The 17,333-nt window shown below is 60.6% G+C and carries 16 protein-coding genes; 6 read left to right on the top strand and 10 right to left on the bottom strand.

Annotated features, from left to right (window positions below; genetic code table 11):
* The first annotated feature begins 26 nt into the window (after window positions 1-26).
* The 3 genes from IGS75_RS02185 to IGS75_RS02175 are packed head-to-tail and all read left to right on the top strand — an operon-like array spanning window position 27 to window position 3,612.
* Window positions 27-626, top strand: a complete 600-nt coding sequence (locus IGS75_RS02185) for a DUF1285 domain-containing protein (protein ID WP_408876486.1) — start codon at window positions 27-29, stop codon at window positions 624-626.
* Window positions 623-1,813 carry a CCA tRNA nucleotidyltransferase gene (locus IGS75_RS02180; protein WP_202257466.1) on the top strand — a complete coding sequence of 397 codons (1,191 nt, stop codon included), beginning with the start codon at window positions 623-625 and terminating at the stop codon, window positions 1,811-1,813. Before IGS75_RS02185 ends, IGS75_RS02180 begins: the two co-directional genes overlap by 4 nt.
* A 44-nt stretch (window positions 1,814-1,857) precedes the next feature.
* Window positions 1,858-3,612, top strand: a complete 1,755-nt coding sequence (locus tag IGS75_RS02175) for an ABC transporter ATP-binding protein (protein WP_141351529.1) — start codon at window positions 1,858-1,860, stop codon at window positions 3,610-3,612.
* Here the strand turns inward: IGS75_RS02175 and IGS75_RS02170 are convergent.
* The 6 genes from IGS75_RS02170 to IGS75_RS02145 form a co-directional block, all read right to left on the bottom strand.
* Window positions 3,570-4,082 carry an RNA pyrophosphohydrolase gene (locus IGS75_RS02170; protein ID WP_141351527.1) on the bottom strand — a complete coding sequence of 171 codons (513 nt, stop codon included), beginning with the start codon at window positions 4,080-4,082 and terminating at the stop codon, window positions 3,570-3,572. The genes IGS75_RS02175 and IGS75_RS02170 overlap by 43 nt on opposite strands.
* A complete protein-coding gene (locus IGS75_RS02165; RefSeq protein WP_202257465.1) occupies window positions 4,079-5,260 on the bottom strand; it encodes a divergent polysaccharide deacetylase family protein in 1,182 nt (393 codons plus the stop codon). The genes IGS75_RS02170 and IGS75_RS02165 overlap by 4 nt, the downstream gene beginning before the upstream one ends.
* A gap of 17 nt (window positions 5,261-5,277) precedes the next feature.
* Window positions 5,278-6,735: a S41 family peptidase gene (locus IGS75_RS02160; protein ID WP_202257464.1), complete on the bottom strand. Its 1,458-nt coding sequence runs from the start codon at window positions 6,733-6,735 to the stop codon at window positions 5,278-5,280.
* 128 nt (window positions 6,736-6,863) lie between these two features.
* A complete protein-coding gene (locus tag IGS75_RS02155; RefSeq protein ID WP_202257463.1) occupies window positions 6,864-8,153 on the bottom strand; it encodes a murein hydrolase activator EnvC family protein in 1,290 nt (429 codons plus the stop codon).
* Window positions 8,140-9,672 (bottom strand): 2,3-bisphosphoglycerate-independent phosphoglycerate mutase, encoded by a 1,533-nt coding sequence (gpmI, locus tag IGS75_RS02150; protein WP_202257462.1) that lies wholly within the window; start codon window positions 9,670-9,672, stop codon window positions 8,140-8,142. The genes IGS75_RS02155 and gpmI overlap by 14 nt, the downstream gene beginning before the upstream one ends.
* Window positions 9,673-9,789: 117 nt before the next feature.
* On the bottom strand, window positions 9,790-9,981 hold the full coding sequence (locus tag IGS75_RS02145; protein WP_141351517.1) for a CsbD family protein: 192 nt from the start codon (window positions 9,979-9,981) through the stop codon (window positions 9,790-9,792).
* 149 nt (window positions 9,982-10,130) lie between these two features.
* Here IGS75_RS02145 and msrB point away from each other — a divergent pair, with 149 nt between their 5' ends.
* The 3 genes from msrB (at window position 10,131) to IGS75_RS02130 (ending at window position 11,551) form a co-directional block, all read left to right on the top strand.
* Window positions 10,131-10,547 carry a peptide-methionine (R)-S-oxide reductase MsrB gene (gene msrB, locus IGS75_RS02140; protein ID WP_011251914.1) on the top strand — a complete coding sequence of 139 codons (417 nt, stop codon included), beginning with the start codon at window positions 10,131-10,133 and terminating at the stop codon, window positions 10,545-10,547.
* On the top strand, window positions 10,544-11,182 hold the full coding sequence (upp, locus tag IGS75_RS02135) for a uracil phosphoribosyltransferase (protein WP_141351513.1): 639 nt from the start codon (window positions 10,544-10,546) through the stop codon (window positions 11,180-11,182). The genes msrB and upp overlap by 4 nt, the downstream gene beginning before the upstream one ends.
* Before the next feature lie 81 nt (window positions 11,183-11,263).
* Complete coding sequence (locus tag IGS75_RS02130; protein ID WP_141351511.1) at window positions 11,264-11,551, top strand: DUF1330 domain-containing protein; 288 nt, start codon at window positions 11,264-11,266, stop codon at window positions 11,549-11,551.
* A 3-nt stretch (window positions 11,552-11,554) separates the two neighbouring features.
* Here IGS75_RS02130 and IGS75_RS02125 read toward each other — a convergent pair whose 3' ends face one another.
* From IGS75_RS02125 to carB, 4 genes are all read right to left on the bottom strand, one after another.
* Entirely contained in the window at window positions 11,555-12,781 is a 1,227-nt protein-coding gene (locus IGS75_RS02125; protein ID WP_141351509.1) for a threonine ammonia-lyase, read from the bottom strand.
* Window positions 12,781-13,254: a transcription elongation factor GreA gene (gene greA / locus IGS75_RS02120; protein ID WP_141351507.1), complete on the bottom strand. Its 474-nt coding sequence runs from the start codon at window positions 13,252-13,254 to the stop codon at window positions 12,781-12,783. The genes IGS75_RS02125 and greA overlap by 1 nt, the downstream gene beginning before the upstream one ends.
* Before the next feature lie 193 nt (window positions 13,255-13,447).
* Window positions 13,448-13,951 (bottom strand): hypothetical protein, encoded by a 504-nt coding sequence (locus tag IGS75_RS02115; protein ID WP_202257461.1) that lies wholly within the window; start codon window positions 13,949-13,951, stop codon window positions 13,448-13,450.
* A 125-nt stretch (window positions 13,952-14,076) separates the two neighbouring features.
* Window positions 14,077-17,331, bottom strand: coding sequence for a carbamoyl-phosphate synthase large subunit (gene carB, locus IGS75_RS02110; RefSeq protein WP_202257460.1), 3,255 nt, complete (start codon window positions 17,329-17,331; stop codon window positions 14,077-14,079).
* Window positions 17,332-17,333 lie beyond the last annotated feature (2 nt).

The following is a 17,333-nucleotide window of genomic DNA, read 5'->3' as shown; positions in this document are numbered from 1 at the left end:
GAGTTTTTATGCAGTTGGAGGGAAAATTGAGCGATCATCAGTTCCGGCAGGCGGCCCGACCTGACGCCGCCCTGTCTCCAGATTCCCTGATTCCTCCGTCTTCCTTTCCCGGAACACCTGATGCAGCCCCCCGGCTGCTGCCTTTTTTTATTCAGCGCGATGGAACCTGGCTCTACCGGGGCTCGGAGATCAAACGCAAAGCTATGCTATGCATGTTCTCTTCGATGCTGACCCGCGATCCTGAAGGAACCTACTGGCTGAAAACGCAGATGGAACAGGGGATCATTCAGGTCGAGGATGTGCCGTTCGTGGCGGTCGAGCTGGACTTCCGTGGCACTTGCGGTCGGCAGCAGAATCTCTGTTTCCGCACCAATATGGATGAGTTGATCTGTATCGGCCCCGAACATCCCCTCTCTTGTGACTGGGACCGTCCGTCGGAGGAGTGCGCCAGCGTACCTTATGTTCATGTTCGTGATGGTGAGGGGGCTTTCCCTATCCTCGCACGGGTGACACGTTCGGTGCATTACGAACTCGCCGCACTTGCGGTTCCTGGGCATGTGAAGGGTCAGACCTGTCTAGGCGTCTGGAGCCAGGACTGTTTCTTCCCGCTTTCGCGTCCTGCATGATGCAGATCTCCGGTCTGCTGGAGCGGTTGTCAGATCGTACGGGGCTGGATCGCATCTGGTCTGTCCTGCCTGAGGCACGACTTGTGGGCGGGTCGGTGCGAGATCTGCTCGCCAATGTTGCCGTCCATGATCTGGATCTCGCGACTCCGGAACCGCCAGACGATGTGCAGCGTCACTTAAAAGAAGTCGGCATCCGCGTGATTCCCACGGGCTTGGCTCATGGGACCGTCACGGCATTGCTGGACAATGTGCCCTACGAAATCACGACCCTGCGTCGCGACGAGGAAACGGACGGGCGCCACGCGATCGTGGCCTGGACGCAGGACTGGGCGGAAGATGCGGCCCGGCGGGATTTCACGATCAATGCGATGTCGCTGGATCGCCATGATGGCCTGCATGACTATTTCGGCGGTCGGGAAGATCTTCGGGATCATCGGGTGCGGTTCGTCGGAGACGCCTCGCGTCGGATTGCGGAAGATGCGCTGAGAGCCCTTCGTTTCTTTCGGTTCAATGCGCGATACGGGCATGGCGTCCCCGATCGGGAGGCGTGTCAGGCCGTCTCGGAGCAGCTTGGACTGATTGGCACGCTCTCGGCCGAGCGGGTCGCCTCAGAGCTGCTGAGAATTTTGTCCGGCCCGCGCCTGAATAAAACGATCGAGGCAATGGTATCGGTCGGTCTGCTGCAGGTACTTCTGCCAGAACCGGACCAGAATTTCCTGAACCGTCTTCTGGCCTGTGAGGCCCCGGTGTCCTCCTTGCTCAGGTTGTTTGCGCTGTGTCACCGGAACAGTTTGGAACTGGCTGGTCGCCTGAAACTGTCCAACGCGGATGGCATGAAGATCGAGGCCTGGGCGTCAGCTCAGCCGGTCTTGCATCCGGAACTGTCCGATGATGACCTCCGTCGCCTGCGGGTATTGCAGGATATGGAGCGGCTTGTAGAGCGGAGCTGGTTGCTTCAGGCCCAGCTTGTGGGCAAGCCTGACAGCGCGTGGGACCGGTTCCGTTCACGGTTGCGGGTCATGCCGCGGCCCGAATTCCCGCTATCGGGCAAAGATGCCATTGTACAGGGTGTTCGGCCGGGGCCGGGTATGGGGGAATGGCTGAAAACGGGGCGGGACTGGTGGATGGCGCAGGGATGCCTGCCAGACCGGAGCGCATGTCTGGCCTATCTTGCCACGCAGAAATGAAGCGGTGGTTTCGCCCTTTTCGCAAGGCCTGCTAAACCCCCAGTATGACGAAAACGACAGCTCTTGATACGGACAGCCGCGTCCTGATGAAACGCATCTGGCGCGAGGAAATGCGTCAGCATGTGGGACGGATCATCTCCGTCATTGTTCTGACGGTCCTGATGGCAGGGCTTACCGCGCTTTATCCTGCGGTCATCAAGCGGGCCGTGGACATGTTCGCGGCGCATGATTCCCGGATCCTCTATCAGGTGCCGGCTCTGGTCGTAATTGTGACTGGCCTGAAGGCTGCGTCCCAGTACGGGCAGACGATTGCCGTGCAGGGACTGGTTCTGGCCGTGATCCGTGGGTTGCAGTCGCGTATGTTCGCCCATGCGCTTCAGGCGGACGTCTCGACTATTGAAAAGGACGCACCCGCCAAATGGGCTGCCCGTTTTACCACGGATGCCATTTCGATCCGCGAGGCCATGATCCGTGTGGTCAACGCGCTCGGTGATGCGGTGACGGTGGTGGGGCTTGTTATTTCCATGATCGTCACGGACTGGGAACTGAGCCTGATCGCGCTCGTGCTTTACCCGGTTGCGGCGGTGCCTATCCAGAAGCTGGGCAAGAAAGTGCGCCGGGCCTCGGGTGGCATGCAGGAGCAGATCGGCGAGACCTCCGCCATGCTTAACGAAAGTTTTGCCTTAGCTCGGCAGGTCCGCATCTACCGGATGGAAGAGCGGGAAAGTACGCGCGTCGATCATTCGCTGGATTTGCTGCATTCGGCCTTCCTGCGAATTGCTAAAGGGCGTGCGCGTGTCGATCCGGTTTTGGAGGTTCTGGGTGGCGCTGCTGTGGCTGCGGTGCTGGGCTTTGCAGGCTGGCGCGCGGCCCAGGGCGGTGCGACACTAGGGGACTTTACTGCCTTTATTGCTGCTCTTCTGACTGCCGCCCGGCCGATCCGGGCGCTGGGTTCGCTCAATACGGCTCTGCAGGAAGGGCTGGCCGGTCTGTCGCGGGTCTTTGCCGTGATCGATGAACCCCCGGCCGTTGTGGAACGTCCGAACGCGAAACCCCTTCCGTCCGGAAAAGGACATCTGGCGTTTCAGCAGGCCAGTTATCGATACGAAGATGGCAGGGTCGGTCTGCAGAACCTGACCTTCGAAGTTCAACCTGGAAAAACCGTCGCGCTCGTGGGGCCGAGTGGCGCCGGAAAATCCACGGCACTTTCCTTGATCCCACGTCTGCACGATGTCAGCGCGGGCAGCATCCGTCTTGAAGGCGTGGATCTGCGGGATCTGACCCTGTCTTCCCTTCGGGACGCCATTGCATATGTCAGTCAGGATACGACCCTGTTCGACATGTCCGTGCTTGAAAATATCTGGATCGGGAGGCCTTCAGCCTCACGCAGCGAAGTCGAAAAAACCTGCGCCATGGCTGCGGTCGATTTCCTCGATAACCTGCCGGCCGGTCTGGAAACCCGGGTCGGGCCGGGAGGACGTCGACTGTCCGGCGGTCAGCGCCAGCGCGTGGCTCTGGCCCGCGCTCTGCTTCGTAATCCACGCATCCTGCTGCTGGATGAAGCAACGAGTGCGCTTGATTCTGAAAGTGAGGCGCGGGTTCAGAATGCGCTGGCAAATCTGCGTTCAGGCCGTACGACGGTTATTGTCGCGCACCGTCTTTCCACCGTGCAGGCTGCTGATCTGATCGTTGTGATGGATCAGGGTGCTGTCGCCGAAGCCGGCACCCATGCTGAACTTCTCCGCAAGGACGGCCTTTATGCTCGGTTGGTGCGAACCCAGTCTCTGGCAGCAGCCTGAAAAAGTGCTGCCAGTTCGGGAATCAGATCGGTGTAGAGGGTTTTCTTGAAGCCCAGATTGCGTTTCAGAAGCTCCTGCGGCTCGACCCATTCCCAGGCGTCGAATTCGGCCGGGTCATGAAGATCCAGTTGAATATCGGAATCCTGTCCTTCGTAACCCATCACGAACCATTTCTGGGTCTGCCCCCGGAAACGTCCTCCCAGGGCCTTTCCGATCAGGTCGGACGGCAGATCATAGGAAAGCCAGCCACTCCGTTCGGCAAGAATTTTCGCGTTCCGGGTTCCAATTTCTTCTTCCATTTCGCGCAGGGCGGCGACCTGTGGTGTCTCATCTTCATCAATGCCGCCCTGTGGGCACTGCCAGACGTCTCCCGGAAGGTCTGTGCGCCGGGCGATGAACAGTTTGCCGTCACGGTTGAAGAGCGCAAGTCCCACATTCGGGCGGTAGGGAAGGGTCATGGGATTAGTCATAGGGGCGCTATTGGATTGGAAGGTGAAAGATTGGCGGCCTGATCATTGCTGACGCCGCTATCCGCAAAAGCCGATGGTGGTACAACGACAAAGTTCTGCGCTGCCGGACCTTTAAGCCAATTTGCGAGACGGTCGATCATGACAGGCGTGATCGGCCCGACCATCAGCAGAATTTTTGCCGGCTTTCCATCCTGAGGCAGTAGTGCGGCGAGACGGCTGTCCAGAGTGGCGGCGTCCGCATCTCCGTCGATCCAGGCAGTTGCCGTCATTCCGCGGGTGCGACGGCCATCCTGCGCGGATCCCGTCAGATAGAGCAGGCCCCGGCTGCTGATGGCACTCGCAATCGGGGAGAAATCGGGAGAAGTCGCATAGCCACCGCCCGGCTGGTCGTCCCCGTTTTCAGACGCATCCGTCAGTCCTTCCGCGCCCGCGGCACGGGTGAGGCACCATTCCAGTTCACGCTGATCGTCAGCAGCCGAATTTCCATATCCCAGCGCATGTGGGCCTTCATCGGCCCGCTCGGGATGGGCGCTTTGCATGGGAAGGGTGACATAAACTTCCCTGTGGCTGGCATGGGCCCGCGCAATAATGTCGCGGATATTGCTGACATAAGGCGAAATCCCAACCGCGACAGGCGCGGGAATACGCGAAAGAACATCGTAGGTCAGAGCATCGGAATAGCCAAATCCCTGCAGCACGATTGCGATGGCGGTTTTGTCGGTCGGGACGGGCGCCGATGCTGGTGGAGAAGAGGAAGCAGCAGAGGATACGATCGGGGGCAGGGTCTGTTGTGTCACAGCGGCTGCAGATCCCGCTGGTGAAGGCGGGACAGCCTTGGCGGAAATGGTGGTCGCCGCCGTCGGTAACGTCACGTCAGCCGGCTTTGCCGGAACCGGCGCTGCGGCCGTCTGCGTCCCAGCAGCTGTTACGGTTGTCTCTTTTTGTGCCGGAGTAGAAACAATCGAAGAATTGGCCGGGGAAGTGGGCTGCGCAGGCAGATGCGGTTTGGACTGCGGACTGACTTTAGCGACGACAATGGGTTTCTGCTGGTGCAACAGAAATGCCGTCGCGCCGGCTCCAGCGGCCAGCAGAACGGCCCAGAACGCGATCAGAAGGCGTCCAATAACGGGGAGTCGTTGCCAGAGCCCTGGTCGGCTGGAGGCTGGACGGTTCTGCACGATCCGGGATGTCCTTGTCAGTGGTGGGCTTCAGGCGGTTTGGGAGCAGTCGGCGCGGCAGCTTTGACCTCTGTTGCCGGAGTGGTGGCCGGCGCAGGATTTGAGAGGCCCGCCATGGCATTGATCACTTTGATCGCCTGCTGAAGCTGGAAATCGGTTGCAGGCTTCGTGGCATCGAACGCGGGCCAGCTGGCATCCGGCATCTTTGGAATGGATTTTGCGATCGGCGGGATATCGGTGCGCGGGGTTTCGTTCGTTCGGTTGCCGCCGATATTTGTCAGAATATGAGAGAGGTCGGCTTCACGATAACCATAGGCATCGTCATCCTTCGTCTCGGCAACGGGAATATCAGGCGTAATGCCCAGACCCTGAATGGAGCGGCCGGACGGCGTGTAATAGCGCGCTGTCGTCAGGCGCACCGCCCCTTGATCGCCGATGGGGATAAGAGTCTGGACCGAGCCTTTTCCGAAGGTCTTTTCGCCAAGAATGATTGCGCGGCGATGATCCTTCAGGGCACCAGCCACGATTTCACTGGCCGAGGCTGAGCCGCCATTTGTCAGGACGACAATCGGCAGGCCATTGGTGATGTCCGTGCCCTTTGCATCCCAGCGCTGGTTGTTCTCCGCATGACGGCCACGGATCGAGACGATTTCACCTTCCTTGATGAAATCGTCCGAAACGGCAATGGCTTGATCGAGCTTGCCGCCCGGATTGGAGCGCAGGTCAAGGATGATACCGGTCAGCTTTCCGCCCGGCGCCTTGATGGCCTGTGCCTTGAGCTTGTCAAATGCGGCATGCATGGCGCTTTCGAGATCGTCATCGAACTCGGTCAGGCGGATATAGCCCGTGCTGCCATACAGCGCAGACTTCACGATCTGGACGTGCACGATTTCGCGTGTCAGGTCGAAGGTGAGCGTCTTGCCGGTCTTGGGGCGGACGATCGTCAGGCTGATTTTCGTGCCCGGATCACCACGCATCTTGCGGACGGCCTGATCAAGCGTCAGGTCATCGATGCTCTTGTGGTCGACCATCGTGATGAAATCGCCGGGCTGGATGCCAGCGCGCGCGGCAGGAGTGCCATCGATCGGGGAGACCACGCGGACATGTCCGGACTCACCCTGAACCTGAAGGCCCAGACCGCCGAACTTGCCGGAGATCTCGGTCTGCATGTCGTGGAACTGCGCCGCCGTCATGTAAGATGAATGTGGATCGAGATTGCCGACCATCCCGTCAAGCGCGTTATTGATCAGGTCCTTGTCGGAGACAGGGTGGACATATTCTGCCTTCACCACGTCCATGACCGTTCCCAGCAGCGTCAGCAGACGGACGGTTTCCGCACTGTTGTCATGGGAGATTTCACGGGCGAGGGCTGCACCCGGAAAGTCGCCGGAGCCAGCAAGACGCAGGGCTCCCGGTCCGACGGCCAGTCCGGCCAGAAAGGCGGTGCCCAGCAACAGGCCACTGCGAAACTTCATGTGATCTCCATCCTCGGGAACGAAGGAACGTACTGACCGTCGTCGCCTCGGAGGCAGACTAGGCCGGTTCGGGTTGCCAAATTATTAAGAAACGATCCTACAAGGTCAGACGCGCTCGGCAAACCGGATCAGAGGAAAGGAGCGGGACTGACAACCTGCGTACCATGCCGCAGCTGGACAAAAAGCATCCCAGCGGAAGCGGGCATCTGGCCCAGTGTGGCAGCTTTCCTGATGCTTTGGCCACCCGAAACATTCAGTTGTCCCAGTCCGGAAAGCACAAAGCGGTAATTGCGTCCGCAGTCGAGGATCAGCATCTGTCCGAAGGAGCGGAAGGGGCCTGCAAATTCGACTCGGCCCGAGCAGGGGGCCTGTACGGGAGCAGAAGAGAGGGCGGCATAGGTGATGCCGGTTGCAGGGCCGGCTTCGGTCGTCTGGCCCCAGCGGACGGTGACATGGCCTGAGATGGGGGCGTGGCCACTGCCACTGGAGACACCCTGTCCGGCCGAGGCGAGCGCCTGGGCCTGCGAGCGTGCATGGCGGGCGCGTTCGAGCTGGTGCTGACGGGTCAGGGCGGCGGCTTCCTTTTCCAGCTCGGCGCGGGCCTGGGTTTCCTGCTGGACAAGTGCGTTGATTTCAGCAGACAGATCCGCTGCGGCCTGCATGGCGTCAGCCACGGCCTTGCGGGCTTTCTGGGCGCCTTGATCCGCGACGGCTTCCTGCCGTGCCGCAACCCGGGTCCGGGCGGCGGCGGCATTGCGCTGCCGCGTCTGCTGTGCGAGCAGGTCCGCGAGTTCTTTTTGTCGGTTGTCCAGATCAGTGCCGATTGCATGCAGTTCGTCTTCGCGGGACTGAAGCGCTTGGGCGCGTTGCTGCGTCAAACGGGAGAAACCTCCGAGGACGGAGAGGGCGGTGACGCTTTCGGACGCTGTTTCCGGAGAGGCCAGCAGCGCGGCATCCGGCGCGATGGACAGGCGTGCTGCGATGGGAAGTAGAGGTTGCAGGGCGGCATTCTGCTGGCGGATATCCGCTTCGACAGCCGTCCGCTTGTCCATCAGCTCCGCAATACTGGTCTTGAGTGCAAGAATGCGGTTTTGGGTCGTATCTACGGCGGACTGTGCCGTGTGGGTCTGGGCCGTGAAGGCGAGAGTGCGTACACTGTCCTGCCGCGCCTTTGCTTCGGCCTGTGCCGAGGCGAGCTGTTTTGCTTTCAGTGCTGCTGCTTCATCCGCCTGCCGTTTTTCCAGAGATCGTCGCGCGACCTGGGCGCGAGAGAGGGCTTTCTGGCCCTCACTGGGCGCGGCTGCCGCCGGTTTTCCCGTATGCGGGAGGTGATGATGAGACGCATGCCGTGCTGTCGCCCAGGCAGGCGACAGGAGCAGGGCGAGCGGCAGGAGATAAAGCGGATCAGGCGCTTTCAAGCAGGGAGACACCCGTCATCGCGTCAGGCTGTTTCACGCCCATCAGCGCCAGCATGGTCGGTGCCAGATCGGCCAGACGGCCGTCATGGATGGTCTCCCCTTTGGCATGCGCCAGGATGACGGGCACCACGTTGAGCGTGTGGGACGTATGCGCGCCGCCCGTTACGGGATCACGCATGGTTTCGCAGTTGCCGTGATCGGCGGTGACGAGCAGAACGCCACCCGCTTTGACGATGGCGTCATTGATGCGGCCCAGCCCCTGATCGACTGTCTCGCAGGCTTTGATGGCCGCGGACAGGGAGCCGGTATGGCCGACCATGTCCGGATTGGCGAAGTTCAGGACAATCATGTCGAATTTGCCGCTTTCGATGGCGGCGACCGCCTTGTCCGTCAGTTCAGGGGCGGACATTTCGGGTTGAAGATCGTAAGTCGCGACTTTAGGTGAGGGAACCAGAATGCGATCTTCACCGTCAAACTGCACTTCGCGGCCACCGTTCAGGAAGTAGGTGACGTGCGGATACTTTTCTGTTTCGGCCATGCGGAGCTGGGTCCTGCCGGCCTTGGCCACTACGTCTCCCAGCAGATCATTGAGCGGCACCTTGGGGAACAGGATGCTCATGTAAGGTGCCAGATGATCGGAATAGCGAGACATGCCGCAGACGGTTGCGAATTTCACTTTCCGGCCGCTGCCATACTCCGCAAAATCCGGCAGGACTAGGACGTCCAGAAGTTGGCGGATGCGATCTGCGCGGAAGTTGCAGGCCAGAATACCGTCTCCGTCTTTCATGCCGGCATAATCGCCCAGAACGGTCGGAAGAACGAATTCGTCTCCCTTGTCGTTGGCGTAGCTGGCCTGAAGGGCCGAGAGGGCATCCTTCGCATGGGGGCCTTTTGCGTCGCGTATGGCCTCGACGGCGAGGGCGACGCGCTCCCAGCGGTGATCCCTGTCCATGGCATAATAGCGACCGCTCAGAGTGGCGATTTGCACGCTGTCAGGCAGGTCCTTCAGGAATTTCCCGATGAAGTCCTCACCCGAGCGCGGCGCTGTATCGCGGCCATCGCTGAAAATGTGAACGGCTACGGGCACACCCGTCGCGCTGACGATTTTTGCCAATGCGACCACATGATCCTGATGGGCATGCACACCGCCAGGTGAGATCAGGCCCATGAGATGGCAGGTTCCGCCTGATGCTTTCAGGGCTGCGATGAATTCCAGCAGAGCGGGGTTCTGTGACAGGGAGCCGTCCCGGGCGCTGCGGGAGATGCGGGGGAGTTCCTGCATCACGACACGACCGGCGCCGATATTCAGATGTCCGACTTCGGAATTGCCCATCTGCCCGTCCGGGAGCCCGACATCCTCGCCCGAGGTTTTCAGGAAGGCGTGGGGGCTCGTAGCCCAGAGGGTGTCGAAAGTCGGAGTGTTTGCAAGACGGACCGCATTGTCGGACTCATCCTCGCGCCAGCCGAAGCCGTCGAGAATGACGAGCATGACGGGGCGGGGTGTGGAGGATGTGGACATGGGATGTCTCCTGCAGGAAAGGAGGAATGGGACTGTTTCCCCATCATGCCATCATTCCCCACAAATGCGAACGCCCGCCATGTGGCGGGCGTTGCATTGTGATCCGGGGAACAGGATTCAGAGCTTATCGATGCCGCTTTTGACTGCATCCTTGGCATCGCCTGTTGCCTTCTGGACCTTGCCTTTGAGGTTCTGGGCTACGCCTTCGCCTTCAAGTTTTTTGTCGTTCGTTATGTGGCCGACTTCTTCCTTGACCTTGCCGACAACCTGATTGGCAACGCCCTTGATCTTGTCTTCGATGGAACTCATGACCGGCTCCTTCCGTCTTGATGTTGTGCAATCCCTAACGGGCGTCTCTCTGTTGGGTTGCGTCATGACCGCTTAAGATGCGTGACAAAATACGGCCGCGCTTTCATACATCGTCAGAAGACGCCTTTCAGATTTTCCGGAGAACCAGCATGACCCAGAGTTGCGGCCCAAATGGGCAGACCGGTGGCGGTTGCGGTGTTGGCCTGACACCGGAGCAGCGGCGTATCCTTCATGAACACGGAACCGAACGTCCCGGCTCCAGTCCCCTCAACGATGAAAAACGCGCGGGGATTTATGCTTGTGCGGCCTGCGGGCGCCCGCTTTTTGCTTCTGAAACGAAATATGATAGCGGCAGTGGCTGGCCTTCGTTCTTCCAGGCTCTGCCGGATGGTGTCGAAACTACGCAGGACAGCCGCTATGGCATGGTCCGCACCGAAGTCCACTGCGCGAACTGCAAAGGCCATCTGGGGCACGTCTTTCCCGATGGTCCGCCGCCTACGGGGCTTCGTTATTGTATGAACGGTCTGGCGCTCGATTTTCGCCCGGCCGAAGGAGAAAAAGCATGAGTCAGGCGCTGCCGCCTATCGTTCTCGACCATCCGCTGGTGCGCCACAAGCTGACCCGTCTGCGTGACCGTAATACATCCACGGCCGGTTTCCGCCGCCTGACGCGTGAGCTTAGTCTGCTTCTGGCCTATGAAGCCACGCGCAATCTGTCGCTGGCGCCGCGGCATATCGAGGCACCGAGCGGCTCGATGGAAGGCGAGGAACTGGACGGCAAGAAGCTTTGTTTCGTCTCTATCCTTCGCGCCGGTAATGGTCTGCTGGATGGCATGCTGGATCTGGTACCGTCCGCGCGTGTTGGCCATATCGGCCTGCGCCGGGACCACGAGACGCTGGAAGTCAGTGAATACTATTTCAATATGCCAAGCGACATTCCGGGACGGACCTGCATTGTGCTCGACCCGATGCTGGCGACGGGACACTCCGCCGCTGCCGCACTGACCCGTGTGAAGGCTGCCGGGGCCACGAACCCGATTTTTGCCTGCCTGCTGGCGGTTCCCGAAGGCATCGCCCATATGGCTGAGCTGCATCCCGATGTGCAGATCGTAACCTGCTCCATAGACAGTCATCTGGACGAGCATGGTTATATCGTTCCCGGCCTTGGCGATGCGGGCGATCGTCTGTTCGGCACGCGCTAAGGCTGCGGCACACGCTCTTGTGTGCTGAAATTTTAGTGGTTTTGTGGCGGGTATGGAGGCTTATTCTGAGGAGAGCGTTCCATGCCTGCCTATGCCCTGTTTATTCGTGAAAAGCTGGCCGATCCGGCCGAATTCAAAAAATATTCGGAAGTGGTTGGGGAAACCTTCAAGGGATTTCCGGCCAAAATCCTGGCTGCTTATGGCAAGCAGCAAAAACTCGAAGGCACCGAGCCTGATGGTGTGGTGATCATTGAGTTCCCGGACGCGGCTTCAGCCCGGGCCTGGTATGAAAGTCCGGCCTATCAGAAGGCTGCCGAGCATCGCTGGAAAGCCGGACCTTACAATGTCGTGATCGTAGACGGGGTCTGAGCGTCAGTCGCGCCGAACGATGTAATGACGCGCCAGATCGGTTTCGATCTGGTGTGCGTGTTCGGTGTCGCGGGCTTCCACCATCACCAGCAGTTCGGCCGTCTGAACAGACGGGGAGGCGAACAGGCGGTGATGAGAGACCTCAATGATGTTCCCGCCGTAATTGCCGATGCGCGTGGAGATGTCCGCCAGCATGCCCGGACGGTCGGGGATCTGGAAGATCAACCGCAGAATACGCCCATCCCGTAGAAGAGAGCGCAGGATCGTGTTTGCAAGAATGCGCGCGTTGATGTTCCCGCCCGAAAGGGGGAGGGCTACGCGTCGTCCCTTGAATAAATCCGGATAAGCAAGAACGGCGGCCAGACCCGTGGCTCCAGCGCCCTCACAGATCTGCTTGGCTTTTTCAGCCAGTGTCGTGACAGCGCTTTCGACCTGAAGTTCACTGACGACAAGGATCTTTGAAATCTTGTTGCGGAATGCGCTCAGGCAGTGATCGCCAAGCTGAGTGACGGCAATGCCTTCCGCGATGGTTGAGCCGCCCTTAGTCGGGCCGTCTTCCTGCGGATAGTTTGACAGTGAAGCATAGGCCTCGACCTGCACGCCAATAACCTCGACGTCCGGGCGAAGGGCCGACATGACGGTCGCAAATCCGCCGATCAGTCCACCGCCACCGACGGGCACGACGACTGTGTCGATATCCGGGGCGTCCTGCAGGAGCTCAAGTGCTGCCGTACCCTGGCCGGCGATGACGGCCGGATCATTGAATGGATGCACGAGGACGCGCCCGTCCTGCTTCTGAAGCTCGGCTGCAGTCTCGCTGGCCTGTGCAAAATCGTCTCCTGCGAGCACAACAGTCGCACCCCAGGCCCGCGTCGCCGCGACCTTGGTGGCTGGCGTGAAGCGGGGCATGACGATGGTTGCGTCAATGCCGAGAAGGCTGGCCTGACGGGCTACACCCTGTGCGTGATTGCCAGCCGAGACGGTAATCACGCCGCGCGCCCGCTCTTCAGGTGTCAGGAGGGCCATCTTGTTGGCCGCTCCGCGCTCCTTGAAGGAGCCGATCGCCTGAAGGTTTTCGAGCTTGAGCGTAATCTCCGCGCCCGTCAGCCGGGAAAGGGCTGGGCAGGCGATGGTCGGCGTGCGAACCACCGTGGACGCGATGCGCTCATGGGCGCTCTCGATATCCGCGATGGTCACGACAGGGGGGAGGGACGTCAGGACGTCAGACATCAGCGATATGTGACCTTGAGGATTTCATAGGTCCGGTCTCCGCCAGGGGCGGGAACGGAAACGGAGTCACCGACATCCTTGCCAATCAGGGCCTTGGCCAGAGGTGAGGAAATCGAGATCAGACCCTGCTTGATGTCGGCCTCATGAACGCCAACGATCTGGTACAGGGCTTCCTTGTCGGTCTCTTCGTCGACGAGTTCGATATGTGCGCCAAAACGGACGCGCGTTCCGGTCAGCGCCGACGGATCGATTACCTCGGCATTGGAGATGATGCCTTCCAGCTCTAGGACGCGGCCTTCGATGAATGACTGGCGGTCACGGGCGGCATGATACTCGGCGTTTTCGGACAGGTCACCATGTTCGCGGGCTTCTGCAATGGCACGGATGACGGCCGGGCGGTCAACGCTCTTGAGGGTCCGCAGCTCGTCTTCGAGACGCTGCTGTCCCTTCGCGGTCATGGGGATCTTCTGCACTCTGAAATCCTCGAAAAAGCGTGACTGAAATTATGATGAAGCCAGACAGCCTAGGGTTTGCCGGGGTTTTTTGCAAGGTGGGGCGGCATGAGGCCTGCGTGTGTCAGGCTTGGTGCTGTTCCCGCAAGCCGGGGCGGCTCATGGGCTGAGCTGCGTGAAAATGCAGGTTTGGTAGGAGGTAGCCTGTGTAAGATTAGGCTTTCTTCTGGCGTTCGCTCAGGACAAGCCAGCCAAAGCAGGTTGTGAGCCCGGCTGCAAAGAAAACGGCCATTTTCACGCTGATGAGAAACCGCTGTCCCATCCCGATATGTACGGATGTCTCATCGGTATCCCACAGGTCGGGAACGCCATAAGCATGGTGATTGTTGCTGTGGATGACGCCATGAGACAGATAGTGTCGCATCAGTTCATGCGACGAAATCACGCCCTGATGAAAATGATTGAGGATCAGGACGATGACCAGAAACGACAGTCCGGCGGGACCAGCGACGAAATGGTCGCCTGTAAGGCAGCGCTTCAGCAGTCTGAACTGGATGAAGAGGGCGCCGATAAAGAAGATCCAGAGCATCGGTGTGGGCAGCGTCAGCCACAGCCCGATCTCGATGGCGGCCAGGGCCGCAACCGCTAGATAGACCATAAGATCGATCCGAAGCGGAAAACCGCTGATGGCGCGCCTGAGCATCGTGATGTCCTGCATGGAGAGTGGAGTTCCGGGACATCCAGACTATCCGCTCTCTCCTTTGTGCGACAAGTCCGATGCTCCTTTCCGGTTAGGCTGTGATCCTTTTGCGGGACAGCCTAACCGGAAGAGTCTTGATAAGGTCAGAACTTACCCTTGAAGTAGGACTGGAGCGGGGCGACGCCCAGATCGTCTTCCTTGAGGACCGCGATGGCGTAGGTCGCCGCACGGGCACCTGCGATTGTGGTGTAATGCGGGATGCCCATGGTCAGGGCACTGCGACGGATTTCGTAGCTGTCCTGTGCGGCCTGACCTCCCTGTGAGGTGTTGATGACCATTTGTACGTCGCCCGAGCGGATGGAATCCACACAGTTCGGACGCCCCTGCATCACCTTGTTCACGCGCTTTACGGGAATGTCTGCGTCTTCCAGGCGGGAGGCCGTGCCACTGGTGGCAAGGATCGTGAAGCCCATGGCGACCAGTTTGCGGGCCAGCGGCTGGACATGCGCCTTGTCGCTGTCACGGACGGACAGGAACACAGTGCCTGCAAGCGGCAGCGTCACACCGGCTGCAAGCTGCGACTTGGCAAAGGCGCGCTCGAAGCTGGAATCCAGCCCCATGACTTCACCCGTGGACCGCATTTCCGGACCGAGGATCGTGTCGGCATTGGCGAAGCGATGGAAGGGGAACACGGCTTCCTTGACCGCGACATGCGGAGAAACCGCACCGCCATCAAGCTGGAACTCGGTTAGCTTCGCACCCGCCATGACACGTGCACCGATCTTGGCAACCGGAACACCAGTGGCCTTGGCGACGAACGGTACCGTCCGCGAGGCGCGCGGGTTTACTTCGAGAACGAAGACTTCCTGGTCCTTGATGGCGTACTGGACGTTCATCAGGCCGCGGATGCCCAGTTCGCGGGCCATGGCTTCGGTCTGTGAGCGCAGTTCCGTCACCAGTGCCGGGGAGAGCGTATAGGGCGGCAGGGAGCAGGCGGAGTCACCGGAATGGATGCCGGCTTCCTCGATGTGCTCCATGACACCTGCGACATAGACGTTCTCGCCATCGCAGATGCAGTCCACGTCCGCTTCGATGGCGTCGTTGAGGTAGTGGTCGAGCAGGACGGGGCCGGTTGAGACTTCCGGACCGGCGGCGCGCAGGACTTCGTTGAGGTAGCGCTTGAGGCCCGGCTTGTCATAGACGATTTCCATCGCACGGCCGCCCAGAACGTAGGACGGGCGGGCGACGACCGGGTAGCCGACTTCTTCTGCGATCTTCTCGGCTTCCGCCGGGCTGCGGGCGATGCCGTTGCGGGGCTGGCGCAGGCCGAGCTTGCGGAGCATGGCCTGGAAGCGCTCGCGGTCCTCGGCGCGGTCGATCGCGTCCGCAGGTGTGCCGAGGAGGGGGATCCCGGCGTCTTCAAGGGCGCGGGACAGCTTGAGCGGGGTCTGGCCGCCATACTGAACGATGCAGCCCAGCACCTTGCCGCCTTTTGCTTCTGTGCGGATCAGAGCGATCACGTCCTCGGCGGTCAGGGGCTCGAAATACAGGCGGTCCGAGGTGTCGTAATCGGTGGAGACCGTCTCGGGGTTGCAGTTGACCATGACCGTCTCAAAACCGGCTTCGCGCAGGGCATAGGCGGCGTGGACGCAGCAATAGTCGAACTCGATGCCCTGACCGATGCGGTTCGGGCCACCACCAAGAATGATGATCTTGTCGCGGTTCGTCGGACGGCTTTCGCATTCCGGCGTGCCGAACCCGCCTTCATAGGTGGAGTACAGATAGGGCGTGTCGGAAGCGAATTCGGCGGCGCAGGTGTCGATGCGGCGGTAGACCGGCGTTACAGCCAGTTTTTCACGTAGAGCTGCGACATCCGTGATGCTCTGGCCGGAAAGGCGGGCAAGCTGGGCGTCGGAGAAGCCCTGGGCCTTGAGGCGGCGCAGGTTGTAGGCGTCCGTGGGCAGGCCGTTCTTTTCGATCTCGCGCTCGGAGGCCACGATGTCTTCGAGTTGGCGGAGGAACCAGGGCTCGAACTTGCAGGCTGCGTTGACCTGTTCGACCGAAAGTCCGGCGCGCAGGGCCTGTGCGGCCATCAGGATGCGCTCGGGGCGCGGTTCGGCCAGAGCGGCGAGATAGGCGTTGTGCGAACCGTCGCCGGGAGCTTCGACCGGGTCGAGCCCGGTGAGGCCCGTCTCCATCGAGCGCAGGCCCTTCTGGATGGCTTCGGCGAAGGAGCGGCCCACCGACATGGCTTCACCGACCGACTTCATGGATGTCGAGAGGAGCGCCGGGGAGCCGGGGAACTTCTCGAAGGTGAAGCGGGGGATCTTGGCGACGACATAGTCGATCGTTGGCTCGAAGGAGGCTGGGGTCGTTTTGGTGATGTCGTTTTTGAGTTCGTCCAGCGTGTAGCCGACGGCCAGCTTGGCGGCGATCTTGGCGATCGGGAAGCCGGTGGCCTTCGAGGCAAGTGCGGAGGAACGCGACACGCGCGGGTTCATCTCGATGACGACCAGACGGCCATCGGCGGGATTGACGCCGAACTGCACGTTGGAGCCGCCGGTCTCGACGCCGATCTTGCGCAAGCACGCGATCGAGGCGTCCCGCATGCGCTGGTATTCCTTGTCGGTCAGCGTCAGGGCGGGGGCGACGGTGATGGAGTCACCGGTATGCACGCCCATCGGGTCGATGTTTTCGATGGAGCAGATGATGATGCAGTTATCCGCGGTGTCGCGGACGACTTCCATCTCGTATTCTTTCCAGCCGAGGACGGATTCTTCGATCAGGACTTCGGTCGTGGGGGAGGCATCGAGGCCGCCTGTGACGATTTGGTCGAATTCTTCGCGGTTATACGCGATGCCGCCACCTGCGCCGCCCATGGTGAAGGACGGGCGGATGATGGCGGGCAGACCGACATCGGCCAGCGCCGCGCGGGCTTCTTCCAACGTGTGTGCGATGGTGCTGCGGGGACTTTCGATCCCGATCTCGTCCATGGCTTCGCGGAATTTTTGGCGGTCTTCCGCGCGGTCAATGACTTCTGCGTCGGCGCCGATCAGTTCCACGTTGTGCTTTTTGAGGAAGCCGGACTTGTCGAGCGCCATGGCGGCGTTCAGGGCTGTCTGGCCGCCCATCGTCGGCAGGACGGCGTCGGGCTTTTCCTTGAGGATGATGCGCTCGACGAATTCCGGGGTGATCGGCTCGATATAGGTCGCATCCGCCAGACCGGGGTCGGTCATGATGGTGGCGGGGTTCGAGTTGATCAGGATGACGCGATAGCCTTCCTCACGCAGGGCCTTGCAAGCCTGTGCGCCGGAATAGTCGAATTCGCAAGCCTGTCCGATGACGATCGGGCCAGCGCCGATGATCAGGATGGACTTGATGTCTGTCCGTTTTGGCATGG

It is taken from the genome of Gluconobacter sphaericus, assembly GCF_016757795.1.
Taxonomy (GTDB): Bacteria; Pseudomonadota; Alphaproteobacteria; order Acetobacterales; family Acetobacteraceae; genus Gluconobacter; species Gluconobacter sphaericus.
The sequence above is the reverse complement of the archived record's forward strand: the minus strand, read 5'-3'. Positions and strand labels throughout refer to the sequence as shown.